The organism is Erysipelothrix larvae, assembly GCF_001545095.1.
GTDB lineage: Bacteria > Bacillota_I > Bacilli_A > Erysipelotrichales > Erysipelotrichaceae > Erysipelothrix > Erysipelothrix larvae.
Window position 1 is genome coordinate 2,362,766 of record NZ_CP013213.1, and the last position, 13,538, is coordinate 2,376,303.

A 13,538-nucleotide genomic window follows, 5' to 3' on the forward strand; every position below is an offset into this window, starting at 1 on the left:
AGATTTACCAAATCTTCAAACACTCCTTGGCAAATTAAATCAACCCGAAATCAATCAAATACGCTAAGGCACCTAATCAGATTTTACGTACATCGTAAGATTTCCTCATCTTGTTTCTACTTTATTGAAGTGCACTTATTTATCCATTTTGACTTAGTAGTATTAAGGCAACTACAAAATTACAAAGAACAAGTGTTTTCATCACAAATAAAAAAACTGCACATTAATCCAAAATCAAGGTGATGATTAAGGTGAACTATGCAGTCATAATTTACGTACTTCTTTTAAATGAGATAAGCAATCCAAATCTATTCTTAACGATGTTTCATATGTGGGAATAGAAGTACGTCACGGATTGTCTTACTGTCTGTAATTAACATGACAAAGCGATCCAGTCCAATACCAATACCACCGGTTGGAGGCATTCCGTATTCAAGGGCTTCGACGTAGTCAATATCCATTTCATTTGCTTCATCGTTTCCTAAGTGTTTTTCTTTGAGTTGTGCTTCGAAGCGTTCTTTTTGATCGATTGGATCGTTTAGTTCGCTGAATGCATTTGCATATTCTACATGGTTAATGAAGAGTTCGAAACGCTCAGTAAAACGTGGGTCCGCTGGGTTTTTCTTCGCAAGCGGAGAAATTTCAAGTGGATGTCCATATACAAAGGTTGGTTGGACAATGGTTTCTTCTACGAATTGTTCGAAGAAGAGGTTTACAATATGCCCAAATGTTTGTTGGTGTTTTTCAACATGTACATTGTTTTCTTTCGCGAGTTGTAACATTTCTTCAACCGTTCTTTGTGGCCAGAGATCAATTCCAGTCACTTCTTTAATTGCATCAACCATATGAACACGGCGGTATGGCCCTTTGAGTGAAAGTGAAACACCATTATATTCGATTTCAGTTGATCCATTGACTTCGGTTGTAATGTATTCAAAAAGGCGTTCACTTAAGTCCATCATGTCATACATATCAGCATATGCGACATATGCTTCTACGGTAGTGAACTCTGGATTATGTTTTGGGCTCATCCCTTCATTACGGAACAAACGACCAATTTCATACACTCCTTCAAGTCCCCCAACAATTAATCGCTTTAATGGGAGCTCTGTGGCGATTCTAAGATAGAAATCCATATCAAGCGTATTGTGGTGTGTTACGAAAGGACGTGCTGCAGCGCCGCCTAGAATCGGTGTAAGCACAGGTGTCTCTACTTCTAACATGCCTTCATTATCTAAGAACTCTCTAAGTTTACGCATGATGAGTACACGTTTCTTCGCAGTTTCACGTGATTTTTCAGATGCAATTAAGTCGACATAACGACGACGGTAGCGTTCTTCAACATCCGTAAGTCCATGATGTTTATCAGGAAGTGGACGGAGTGCTTTTGTAAGGTGTACAATCTTTTCTGCTTTTACAGATAGCTCACCGTGATTGGTGCGGAAAACATTGCCTTCAACACCTATAATGTCTCCAAGGTCTAGCTCTTGGAAGTACTCAAACCAAGTATCGCCGACTGCATCTTTACGGATATATACTTGAATTTGTCCGTCACGATCGAGTAGATGAACAAATCCTGCTTTACCCATTAAGCGTTTGGTCATAACACGCCCTGCAATCTTTACATGACGTCCGATTTGTTCCAATTCTTCTTTGCTTGTTTCACCAAATTCTTCAAACAATTCAATGGAACGTACGTTTGGTTTAAAGGACACACCAAAAGGATCAATTCCCTTTTCACGAAGTGCTTCCATTTTCTCTCGGCGAACTTGTTCTTGTTCTGTCAATTCATGACTCATAGTTTTTCACTCTTTTCTAATTTATATTCCGTTACTATTCTATCAAATTCTTCTAAAGATTGCATCCTTACTAAGGGAGCTTTTAGTTTTTTTCCACCATCAAGACCACTTGCGAATTGTGCTGCAAGTCCACGCATCTTCTTAACCGCAACGTCTTCTCCTAAATAATGACACATGGTGAGGAAGTGATTGCGTAACCATTCCAGTTTAATTTCAGTCGTTACATCAACATATGTTTCATGATTGATTGCGGCTTTGATTTTCTCCACAATCCATGGATCACGCATGACTTGACGGGCGACCATCACACCATCAACCCCTGTAATTTCTAACATATTGATGGCGTCTTCTGCAGTTTTAATATCACCATTTCCAAACACGGGGATGGTGACTGCTTCTTTAACGGCTTTGATTAAATCTAGATTTACACTCCCGGTATACATTTGAGAGCGAGTTCTCCCATGAATTGCGATGAGGGATGCGCCTGCAGATTCAACAGCTTGAGCAAGTTCAACACAATTAATCGATTCTTGGTCCCATCCTGTTCGTATCTTTACGGATATAGGAAGACTTACATTTTGAACAATATTGTAGACAATATCTTGAGCAAGTTGGATATCTTTCATCAGGGATGCACCACCATTCCCTTTCACAACTTTATGCACAGGACAGCCCATGTTAATATCGATAACTGATGCTTTGGTGTTTTGATCGATGTAGATGGCAGCTTCAACCATATCTTCGATGGTATTACCAAAGAGTTGTAGAGCGACAGGCCCTTCATGATCTTCAATAATACACATATCTTTGGTGCGTTGGTTGTCATATACAATGCCTTTAGAGCTAATCATTTCTGAATAGATGAGGCCTGGTTTTAAAGGAGCGACACAACTTCTAAAGGAGATATCACTCACACCCGCCATAGGTCCTACCAAAACCTTATTGTCGAGGATTAAATCTTTTATCTTAATTTCGTTCATTGATTACGTTTCTTAACTCACTTTCATCAAAGTGATAGGTTTTATGGCAATAATGACATTCCAAAGTTGCACCATGATCTTCTTCAATAAGGTGCTCAATATCATCACGGCCTAAAGCCTTAATCACATCCAGCATTTGTTCACGATTGCATCCACAGTGATAGGCGATTTCTGTAGTTTCTAAAATGATGCCATCACTAAAGAGTTCAGCAAAGACCTGATATACGTCGTCTTCTTCCATTAAGTCAGACACGGGTTTCATCGTTGAAATCAGTGTTTCCATTGCAACAATGTCTTCTTCTGTAGCAGTTGGTAGAATTTGAATCAAGATACCACCTGATGAGATCACATTAAGATCGGGTCCAACCAGTACCCCAACACTTACAGCAGAGGGTGTTTGTTCTGATTGTGCGAAATAATACGCAAAGTCATCGCCAATTTCACCGGTTTGTAAATCAACCAAGGATGTATACCCGAGTTTTCCATCCCGTTCGCGTGAAACTTTCAAGGTTCCTTGCCCAATAATACCACCCACATCTAGTTTCCCTGTTGCTTCGTTGACTTGGAAAATGTGTGGATCACTGACGGTTGCTCTTACGAGTCCTTTATTGTCTGCATTCACCAGCATATGCTTGAGTTGTCCATCTCCACGAATCTCTACAATGAGTTTTTCATCATCTTCTTTTAACATATAGCCCATCATCAACGATGCGTTAATGGTTCGTCCAATCGCAGCAGTAACCGTTGGATAGGTGTCATGGATTGTTTTTACTTCTTGGATTAAATCCGTTGATTTAATCATAAATACACGTACATTACCACCACGTGCCATTGCTCTTATTAGTTTATCACTCATAGTTTCTCCTAAAAAACGAACCCCATGAGGGGTCCGTATGAATTGTTTCTTGTGCTTTGTTTGGATCGTTATTCTGATTCTGTTGTATCAGTGTCGTTTGAAACTTCTGTTTCACTGACAACTTCTGCATCAACAGTATTCGAATCATTGACTGGATTTCCTTTCACATCGAAGCCATTTTCAATGTGTTGGATTTGTTCAGCAGTTAATGTTTCATGTTCCAACAATGCTGCAACTAAGCGATCCAATAGATCACGGTTTTCAGTAATAATCTTGCGTGCGTTTTCGTAAGCTTCGTCAATGATATGACGGACTTCTTTATCGATTTCGTATGCAATTTCACCTGAATAGTTACGTTCAGCGTTATAGTCACGTCCTAAGAATACAGAACCCGTTGGCTTATCATATTGAACTGGTCCAAGATCACTCATACCAAATTCAGTTACCATGCGACGTGCAATGCTTGTGGATGATTGAATATCCGCATAAGCACCGGTTGTGATTTCATTAAATACGATTTCTTCCGCAACACGCCCACCTAAGTAACCTGTAATAATACCGATTAACTCAGATTTGCTTTGTGTAAACTTCTCTTCACGTGGTGTCATGAGGTTATATCCCCCCGCGTCGCCACGTGGAATAATCGTAACTTTTTGAACCATATTTGCGCTTTGAAGTTTAAGACCAATGATTGTATGTCCAACTTCGTGAACTGCAACCATGTATTTTTCTTCATCAGTATAGCGTCTTGATTTCTTAGCAGGACCTGCAATAACACGGTCGATTGCTTCATCAAGATGATGCATTGAGATAGTTTGTGAGTTTTCACGTACTGCAAGGATTGCAGCTTCATTCAATACGTTTTCAAGGTCTGCACCTGAGAATCCAGGTGTACGACGTGCTAGGTTTTCTAATGATGCAGATGCATCAATCTTCTTGTTACGTGCATGAACTTGAAGAATTGCTTCACGGCCACGTACATCTGGTAGATGCACTGTAATCTTACGGTCAAAACGTCCTGGACGAAGTAATGCAGGGTCAAGTACGTCATCACGGTTAGTAGCCGCAACAATTACAACACCTGTGTTGTCTTCAATACCATCCATCTCAACAAGCAATTGGTTAAGGGTTTGTTCACGTTCATCATGACCACCACCTAAACCAGCACCACGTTGACGCCCTACAGCATCAATTTCATCAATAAAGATGATACATGGAGCAGTCGCTTTTGCTTTTTTAAACATATCACGAACACGGCTCGCACCAACTCCGACAAACATTTCCACAAAGTCTGAACCGGAAATTGAGTAGAATGGTACGTCTGCTTCACCAGCAGTAGCACGTGCTAATAAGGTCTTACCAGTACCTGGAGGCCCTACAAGGAGCACCCCTTTCGGAATATGTGCACCCATTTGTTCGAAACGTTTTGGAGACTTAAGATAATCAATAAGCTCTTTCATTTCTTCTTTTTCTTCATCAGCACCGGCAACATCGCTGAATCTTACTTTGATGTTTCCTTGTACTTTCGCACGGGACTTCCCAAATTCGAAGGCTTTGTTGTTTCCGCCGCCTCCAGCTTTAGAAAGCATGTAGAACATAGCGCCAATGAAGATTACATAAGGGATTAACGGTCCAATTATATCGGTCCAAATATTTGATGCATCTGGGTCAGAAATTACTAAATTTGCATCCAATGTAGATAGTTTTTCAGTCAGTGTGTTAATGTTTTCTTCACTTTGTGGGAAACGAACTTCAAATGTTACATTACGTCCGTTATCTACATAAGTTCCCGATATATCAATTACGTTGTCTCGTGGTGAGATCACCACGTTGCTAATTTCGTATTTTTCAACGATTCGTTCGAACTCAGAAATCGATAATATAGATGTTCTTTGTGTTTGCAGCAACGACAATAATGTTGTTACTGCAAGAACAGCCATAATCGTTAAGATCAAACTTGTTCTATTGTTTCTATTTTTCAATGTGTATCACTCCTTAGTTACTGGTAGCACTCATCTTTCAGAATCCCAATATATGGAAGATTACGGTACTTCTCGTCAAAATCAAGCCCATAACCAATCACAAATTCGTTTGGGATTTCAAATCCTATGAAGTCTGCTTTAACGTCCACTTCGCGACGTGATGGTTTATCTAATAAAGATACAACCTTTACATCCTCAGCACCTTTACTTGCCATCAATTCTTTAATTTTCTTGATTGTATGTCCAGTATCTACAATATCTTCAACGATAAGTAAGTCTACCCCACTGATTGAACGGTCAAGATCTTTAATGATTCGGATATCTCTTGAAGATTGAGTGCCTTCATAACTTGAAACATCCATAAAATCAATTTCAATATCCAATGAAATATACTTTATCAATTGTGCTAAAAACGGTACAGAACCTTTCAATAAGGCCACTAAAACTAAAGTTCTGTCAGACCCATTATAATGTTCGTCAATAGTTGCTGCAAGCTCTCTGCACTTACCATCTATTTCCTCTGCACTAATTAATATTTTTTTTACATCGTGATGCATACTTGAATACTCCTCCTACAATAGTCATAATTTTACCACAAAAACGCTTGGAATGTTAGAGAAATGAAGAATATCGCATCCCATTCCTGAGACAAATATGACTTCTTTGTCTACATTTTCAACTAAAGGCCAACAATGTCGCAAATTATGTGATATTTTGCGGTCAATAAAGAAACGATTCACATTTTTAGATCCATATCTCATCTTGATTTTATCACCTTTTTGTGGTGTTCTGATGGTAATTGGGAAATCACCTTTATTTAGTGAGATGCCTTCAATTACTGAACCTACGTTATCCAGTTTGAAATACATTGTCTCAAATGCTTCCACTGAATGGAGTTGATAGCTATAAGATATGGGTTCAAAAATCACAATTGAATCATAACTTGTGCATAGCTTTTTGTATCCAAGTTCTTCATCTAATGATTCATTTAAAATTTTTATATCAAAATCCTCTAATTGAGATTTTGATAAACTATAATCAGTTACCCCTTGATTCCAAATCCACTGTCTTAAGACATCCAGTCGATAAGAATCACAAATCTGTTTGTATTTCTCAAGGGGAAATGAATCTGAAATCCCCTGGAGTGCTTCATCAACATGTGAATAATAGTGATCAAGCGCTGCTTGTTTCAGATTCATCTCCTTTTCAATCTGTTCTAATTGAGTTTTTGACTTCTTAGATAGTGCATGACGAATCTCATTTCGTCTATAATCATACGTAAAATTAGATTCATCATCGTAGTAGGTAATCCCATGTTCTTCACTATAAGCAATGAGCTCTTTTTTCGTTTTATTGATAAATGGTCGATAAACCGTCATCCCTAAGACCTTGCTTTTTTCCTTTAAACCAAGTACACGACTTTTTCTTCCAGATTGCATTTGTATGATATAGGTTTCCAGTACGTCATCATAATGATGTGCGACTGCAATTGCTTCACAATTGTATCTGTGCGCAACATGAACCATACTCATATACCGGAAATCACGTGCATCTTTTTGAAAGTTTCCGGACCCTTGATCATCATAATCAATAACAATCAGTTTAACCCTTAAATCATAACATAGTTTTTCTACTGCTTTTTGATCGCGAAGCGCTGTTGTTCTTTTATGGTAGTTTACATGAACTGCAATTACATCAATTCCTTGTTGATACAATGAATGTAAAAGTGCCATTGAGTCACAGCCACCAGATACGCCAACAACTACATGTTTATACATACTATCACCCCCACTATTCTAACACAATTAATGAACGAACGTTTCAGATACCTTCTTAAGAATCTCTTTAAACATCTGCGTTTCTGGTGTTATTTGTGAAGTTACCCCAATAACCCGTGCTGAGTTTATGAATTTTGTATCATTTAGGAATAATACGGATTCACGACTCATTCCTTCAGGTTGCCCTAAGTAATACAGATGTCTTTTGTTAGCGGCACCAATTTGATCGACATTTGAAGCTTGATGAATGAGTTCCTTTTTTGACGACATTGGTACAACCAATAACTTATGATTCTTCTTTTGTATTACTAACCCAAAATGTTGATAGCCAGATTCATTAAGATAAGCATGTCCAAAATCAATATAACAAATGTCCCCAATATTTACCTCGATATTAACATTTTCACTTGATTTAAATGCAGAACGTAATATTCGATTCATACCACTTATGCATTCTTGTTTTAATAACAAGATTGAAAGCCCCTTGAGGTATTCTTTATATTTATCTAGATATTCTTCGAGCATTCTTTCTCGGTCATCTTCATCCATTACCCCACTAAGCCATGATTCTTCGATCTTATATTTCATATCTTCCTCCCTGTAATCATCTCGTAATCGGTAGTTTCTATTATTTTTGAAACTAAAATTGTATAGCTTTTCTTCGTTCATTGCATCGATAATCTGCATTCCATAAATTCCACCAAGACAACTTTATATTAATGAAAACCTCCTCTCATATATAGTTACCCCCGTTAATTAACTATACAATTAAATATTAAAATCCTATAAATTAATTTTATATTTTCGATAATTTTTCATGTTTCTTTCACAGTTCTTCACATAGATTTCACAAACGTAAATTTTTTCCAAAAATACGTAATTATAAGCACTATACATTGGTGTTTATTTAAGATTTATTTTTTCATTTTCTTTGTAATTCAGCTATTTTTTTATTCAATTCCACCTCTTTTTGCCCTTCATTTTTTAGGTTATTTTCTCTAAATATACCCTTGAATCACATAATTTGACGCTTCTTAGGGGTAGAATTGGTTTATTCGGTTGATAACTTGGAACCAAAGCACGGTTTCGTAAACAGCATAAAAAAGAGCAGACGTTCATCTGCTCTTTGGGTCTCACTATAATTTTAGCGTGTTACATATTCGAGGTTTTCAAGCATGATGCCTGTACCTTCCGCAACACATGTTAATGCATTTTCCGCAACATAAACTGGTGTGTTTAGTGCTTCTGAGATTAAGTGATCAAGACCTCTTAATAATGCACCCCCACCGGTTAATACGATACCACGTGTTACGATATCAGCACTAAGTTCTGGTGGTGTTTGTTCAAGAACTGTACGGCATGCTCTTACAATTGCTTGTAGGCTTTCATGCATTGATGTTTCAGTTTCTGATGCACGTAGTGAGATTGTATTTGGAAGCCCTGTAACAAGGTCACGTCCACTTACTTCAATCACTTCATCTTCTTCAGTATCTGCCATCCAAGCAGTACCAATACTTTTCTTAATTTCTTCTGCTGTACGATCACCGATTAGCAGTTTATAAGTGTCTTTAACATATTTGATAATAACACGATCGAGTGTATCTCCTGCAATCTTAAGGGATGTACTTGTTACGATATCACCTAATGAAAGGATTGCGACATCTGTTGTACCACCACCTATGTCAAGAACCATTGAACCTGTAGGCTTCGAGATATCGAGTTTTGCACCAACTGCTGCTACTTTTGGTTCTTCTTCAATAAATACGCGTTTAGCACCGGTACGGTATGCTGCATCACTAATCGCTTTACGTTCTACTGATGTAATGTTTGACGGACAGCAAATTAATACTGTTGGTCTTGAGAATACCCCTTTGAGTTTTAATTTTCTCATGAAATATTGAAGCATCATTTCTGTTACTTCGAAGTCTGCAATTACCCCATCTTTTAGTGGACGGATTGCTAGTACGCGACCTGGTGTACGTCCAAGCATATCTTTCGCTTCACGTCCTACTGCTAAACATTTTTTAGTTTGCGCATCAATTGATACAACTGAAGGTTCGTCTAAAACAATTCCTTCACCTTTGACATAAATTAATACGTTTGCTGTTCCTAAGTCAATTCCTACTGCTTTTGAAAACATATCTTTACTCCTTTATCCTATATAAGTGCTTGATAAACTTAATATAAATTGCGCAACCAAATACCCCAAACCCATTGATAGTAGGATATAAAGCATCATTGCTTTTGATTCATGACCCTTTCGAATTAGCTTAGAAAAGTCAATTCCGGATAGCGCATAAGCGCATACCACAAAAGATATAATTGTTACTACGATACGAATAATAGTATAAGTATTCATTGCGCTCACCTTTAATACTATAACAAACTCTCCACATAATATCTATGAATTCGCTGTTTCTACCATTTTTTCACATAGATATAGGCATTGTTATCATACAACAAACCCCTTGGAAATACCATAAAAAAGGCGAAAATATTCACCTTTTACTTCCAATTTGTTACTATTCAGCGCGAAGTATAAAACCACATATGAAGCAATGTAGGAGAATTATAGAAAAAAAGTTCTCCACAACATGTTAATTTTGAAAAACCCTTTAGAGTATTGTTATCAAACGTAATTTTACAGTTGGTATAATCGGCGCTTTTTTCTGGTCATATTCTGCTATGAAGATGTATTCAATTTATGTTTCAAATTTGTGGTTGATATCACCAGTCTTTGATTTTTATCTGGCAAAATTTATCCGCATTTTTCAGGTTTACAATCGCTTTTGATTCAGTGTTTAAGGTCAAATGCGAACCAAAGCTGAAAGATATATTTGAGCCATTTCAAGCATCACCCATTCTGTACGTTGATGAAACTGGTTGGAAAGTAAACAGAGGACGCGTGTGGTTCCATACAATCTGTAGCAACAACCATCCGTACTTTTTAGTGACTCAAAGGCGCGCCGATAAAGAGATTAGTCCTATTGTTCTCTTATGTAAGTATCGGGGTTCATTGTTACTTGATGACTTCAAGTCATTTTTTAGCTTAACTCAAGATTTTTTAAATAAGTATTTGAGTTAGCTCAATTAATGTATCAGATCCTATGATGCATATGAATTATTATCATTTTCATAAGTATTCAACGCTACATGATGAATGGTTTTTACTGCACTTAATCATAATAGGAACATATTATTCAAATACAATTGTTTTTTTTTTTTTTTGGTTTTGATAAAATCGTTTTATGAGGAGGATATTTCCCATGAAATATATTTCATTACTTATAGCAGTACTATTATTAGTTGGTTGTTCGAGAACTGGCAACACTTCTCTTGACGATTTGCAAGATCAGGTTAACAATCAGAATCAAACCATCACATTACTGAATGAAGAAATCGACAATTTAGTATTAAGACTAGAAGAGGAAAAAGTAAACATCAATTACACTGAAAAAGAAACCTTTATATTGATACCCAATTATCTAATTTCTATATCGATTCCAATTGTTCTTCCAGAATTCATAGAAGTCTCGTTAAGTGAGAAAGGTATAAACTTCTCATTCATAAATGAAGACTCTAAAGAATCAGAGAATCTTTTAACAGTATCGCTTATTAACAATGCTAATTACAACGAGAACTCGTTTACAATTGTTTATAATTATTCAGATGAATGGTTCCTAGCAATTGTCAGAGAAATTGACACAAATTTATCTGATATTGGCAGAGAAAAATGTTCAGAATTTCTAGATTCAGTTGAAAAATGGGAATGGAATTAAGACCATGCGCCAAATTTAAGCCCGCTGTGTTGAAGTGAAATTTGTACTTCCCTATTTCCTACGTGCAGCTTAAAGTTGCTCTTTTTTCCTAGCAATTCTTAAATTCGTTGACAGACTATTCTTCTTGCTAACTCAAGAAGATGCAAAGCAGGGTACATGTATTCTTGAATTTGCAAATACATACCAACCTCTAAAGCATTCATTTTTTCTGTCTCATAAGTAATATACATCCTGAGGGGATTCCAGTCATCAAATCCATAATGCAACACTATATCTAAGTGGTATTGTAGAACTCGATATACTAGGGACTAACAACTTCAAGGAAGGTGTACATGGGAAATTCATCAAAGAGAATTTAACCAACTTATACAACTCTGATAATCCACCCATTTCAAAAAGGGAAAAGCAAAGAAGACCTCAGCCAATCACTGACTAAGGTCTTCTTTTTCATTAATAAATTAACGCCAGTTTTTACTTTGTTCCGAAAATTCGGTCTCCAGCATCTCCCAATCCAGGAACAATATATCCTTTATCATTGAGATGACTATCGAGTGCTGCGAGGAAAATATCAACATCTGGATGTTTTTCTTTGATTACTTCTACACCCTCTGGTGCTCCAACAAGACACACAAGTTTAATACTTTTTGCGCCACGTTTTTTTACCATTTCAATGGCAGCATCTGCGGAACCACCTGTTGCAAGCATTGGGTCTAAAACCATGACTTCCGCTTCCCCTAAGTTTTCAGGGAACTTTGCAAAATACTCATGAGGCATCAATGTTTCTTCATCACGGTAAACGCCAATATGTCCAACTTTTGCAGTTGGGATTAAATCTAAGATACCATTGACCATACCCAGTCCTGCGCGCAAGATTGGAACTAAAACGATATCACGATTTAACTCATACGTTTCACATGTTTCCACAGGGGTTTCAATTGTAACAGGTTCCAATTTAAGATCACGTGTAATCTCATAAGCCATGAGTCCTGCGATTTCATCAAGATTTTCTCTAAAGTCTTTTGTACGTGTTGTTGTACGTCTCATTTGCGTAATTTTGTGTGTGATTAATGGGTGATTTAAAACTGTAATCATAGTTATCTCCTTTACGTTATCGTCTCACCGGATAGTTCGGTGTAAATTGTTCAACTTCTTGTCGAATACGTGCCAATACTGCTTCGTCCTCACGGTGTGTGAGTGCTTCATGAATCCATAAAGCGACCTTCTTGAATTCGTCTTCCTTGAATCCACGACTTGTCATTGCTGCTGTACCAAAACGTAATCCACTGGTAACAAATGGGCGTTCAGTATCAAACGGAATGGCATTTTTATTTGCAGTAATTCCCACTTTATCGAGTATTATTTCTGCATGTTTCCCTGTAACACCAATGCTTGATTTTACGTCCACCAATAATAGATGATTATCGGATCCGCCACTGATAATATTATACCCTAAATCTTCCATCGTTTCCGATAAAACTTTTATGTTTGAGACAACTTGTTTCATATAATCTTTAAATTCTGGTTCCATTGCTTCTTTAAAGCAAACTGCCTTACCTGCAATCACATGCATCAAGGGTCCACCTTGCATTCCTGGGAATACACTGCGATCTAATGCTGAAGCAAATTCTTCTTTACAAAGAATCAATCCACCACGAGGACCACGCAAAGTTTTATGGGTTGTACTCGTTACAAAATCAGCATATGGAACCGGTGATTGATGAAGTCCTGCAGCAATCAGTCCTGCAATGTGTGCCATATCTACCATCAAATATGCACCAACTTCATCTGCGATTTCCCTAAACTTCTTAAAATCGATTTCTCGTGCATAGGCACTTGCGCCAGCAACAATTAATTTTGGACGGATTTCCTTTGCCATTTCTAATACACGATCATAGTCAATGCGTTGGGTCAGTTGATCCACACCATATCCAAAGAACGTATAATTAATGCCTGAAAAGTTTAATTGATGACCGTGTGTTAAGTGTCCGCCTGCATTTAAATCCATGCCAAGAACGACATCTCCATGTTCTAAAACGGTCATATACACTGCCATATTTGCTTGTGAACCACTGTGTGGTTGCACATTTGCATGTTCTGCTCCAAATAATTTTTTTGCACGTTCGATTGCTAAAGTCTCCACGACATCCACACATTCGCATCCGCCATAATAGCGTTTACCGGGATATCCTTCAGCATACTTGTTTGTCAATACACTGCCAACAGCCTCATAAATGTCCTGTGACACGTAATTCTCAGAAGCTATCAGCTCAATATGTGTCATTTGACGATTGGCTTCTTGCTCTATTGCGCGTTGAATCTCAGTATCCTTCATCCTATTTCTCCTTTTTTACCTTATATATTAGC

At 37.4% G+C, this 13,538-nt stretch carries 13 protein-coding genes; 2 read left to right on the plus strand and 11 right to left on the minus strand.

Annotation, left to right across the window (positions count from 1 at the left end):
• Positions 1-314 precede the first annotated feature (314 nt).
• The 9 genes from lysS to AOC36_RS12025 all read right to left on the minus strand — a co-directional run bounded on the left by lysS (position 315) and on the right by AOC36_RS12025 (position 9,754).
• Positions 315-1,799 carry a lysine--tRNA ligase gene (lysS, locus tag AOC36_RS11005; protein WP_067634263.1) on the minus strand — a complete coding sequence of 495 codons (1,485 nt, stop codon included), beginning with the start codon at positions 1,797-1,799 and terminating at the stop codon, positions 315-317.
• Entirely contained in the window at positions 1,796-2,779 is a 984-nt protein-coding gene (gene dusB, locus AOC36_RS11010) for a tRNA dihydrouridine synthase DusB (RefSeq protein WP_067634264.1), read from the minus strand. The genes lysS and dusB overlap by 4 nt, the downstream gene beginning before the upstream one ends.
• Entirely contained in the window at positions 2,766-3,635 is an 870-nt protein-coding gene (gene hslO, locus AOC36_RS11015; protein WP_067634265.1) for an Hsp33 family molecular chaperone HslO, read from the minus strand. The genes dusB and hslO overlap by 14 nt, the downstream gene beginning before the upstream one ends.
• Positions 3,636-3,703: 68 nt before the next feature.
• A complete protein-coding gene (gene ftsH / locus AOC36_RS11020; RefSeq protein WP_067634267.1) occupies positions 3,704-5,617 on the minus strand; it encodes an ATP-dependent zinc metalloprotease FtsH in 1,914 nt (637 codons plus the stop codon).
• A 17-nt stretch (positions 5,618-5,634) separates the two neighbouring features.
• Positions 5,635-6,174, minus strand: coding sequence for a hypoxanthine phosphoribosyltransferase (gene hpt / locus AOC36_RS11025; protein WP_067634270.1), 540 nt, complete (start codon positions 6,172-6,174; stop codon positions 5,635-5,637).
• Between the two features lie 24 nt (positions 6,175-6,198).
• Positions 6,199-7,395 carry a tRNA lysidine(34) synthetase TilS gene (gene tilS, locus AOC36_RS11030; protein ID WP_067634272.1) on the minus strand — a complete coding sequence of 399 codons (1,197 nt, stop codon included), beginning with the start codon at positions 7,393-7,395 and terminating at the stop codon, positions 6,199-6,201.
• 27 nt (positions 7,396-7,422) lie between these two features.
• Positions 7,423-7,983, minus strand: coding sequence for a hypothetical protein (locus tag AOC36_RS11035; RefSeq protein WP_232505370.1), 561 nt, complete (start codon positions 7,981-7,983; stop codon positions 7,423-7,425).
• Between the two features lie 556 nt (positions 7,984-8,539).
• Entirely contained in the window at positions 8,540-9,535 is a 996-nt protein-coding gene (gene mreB / locus AOC36_RS11040; RefSeq protein WP_067634277.1) for a rod shape-determining protein, read from the minus strand.
• 12 nt (positions 9,536-9,547) lie between these two features.
• A complete protein-coding gene (locus AOC36_RS12025) occupies positions 9,548-9,754 on the minus strand; it encodes a DUF1146 domain-containing protein (RefSeq protein ID WP_078055167.1) in 207 nt (68 codons plus the stop codon).
• 438 nt (positions 9,755-10,192) lie between these two features.
• Between AOC36_RS12025 and AOC36_RS12685 the strand changes: the two genes are divergently transcribed.
• Complete coding sequence (locus tag AOC36_RS12685; RefSeq protein WP_417935082.1) at positions 10,193-10,480, plus strand: IS66 family transposase; 288 nt, start codon at positions 10,193-10,195, stop codon at positions 10,478-10,480.
• A gap of 181 nt (positions 10,481-10,661) precedes the next feature.
• Positions 10,662-11,174 (plus strand): hypothetical protein, encoded by a 513-nt coding sequence (locus tag AOC36_RS11045; RefSeq protein WP_067634279.1) that lies wholly within the window; start codon positions 10,662-10,664, stop codon positions 11,172-11,174.
• A 471-nt stretch (positions 11,175-11,645) separates the two neighbouring features.
• On the opposite strand, the gene upp is transcribed toward AOC36_RS11045, so the two are convergent.
• Both upp and glyA read right to left on the minus strand, forming a co-directional pair.
• Positions 11,646-12,266: a uracil phosphoribosyltransferase gene (upp, locus tag AOC36_RS11050; protein ID WP_067634281.1), complete on the minus strand. Its 621-nt coding sequence runs from the start codon at positions 12,264-12,266 to the stop codon at positions 11,646-11,648.
• Between the two features lie 16 nt (positions 12,267-12,282).
• The gene (glyA, locus tag AOC36_RS11055; RefSeq protein WP_067634283.1) at positions 12,283-13,506 is read right to left on the minus strand and encodes a serine hydroxymethyltransferase; all 1,224 of its coding nucleotides are present in this window, start codon (positions 13,504-13,506) and stop codon (positions 12,283-12,285) included.
• Between the last annotated feature and the right edge of the window lie 32 nt (positions 13,507-13,538).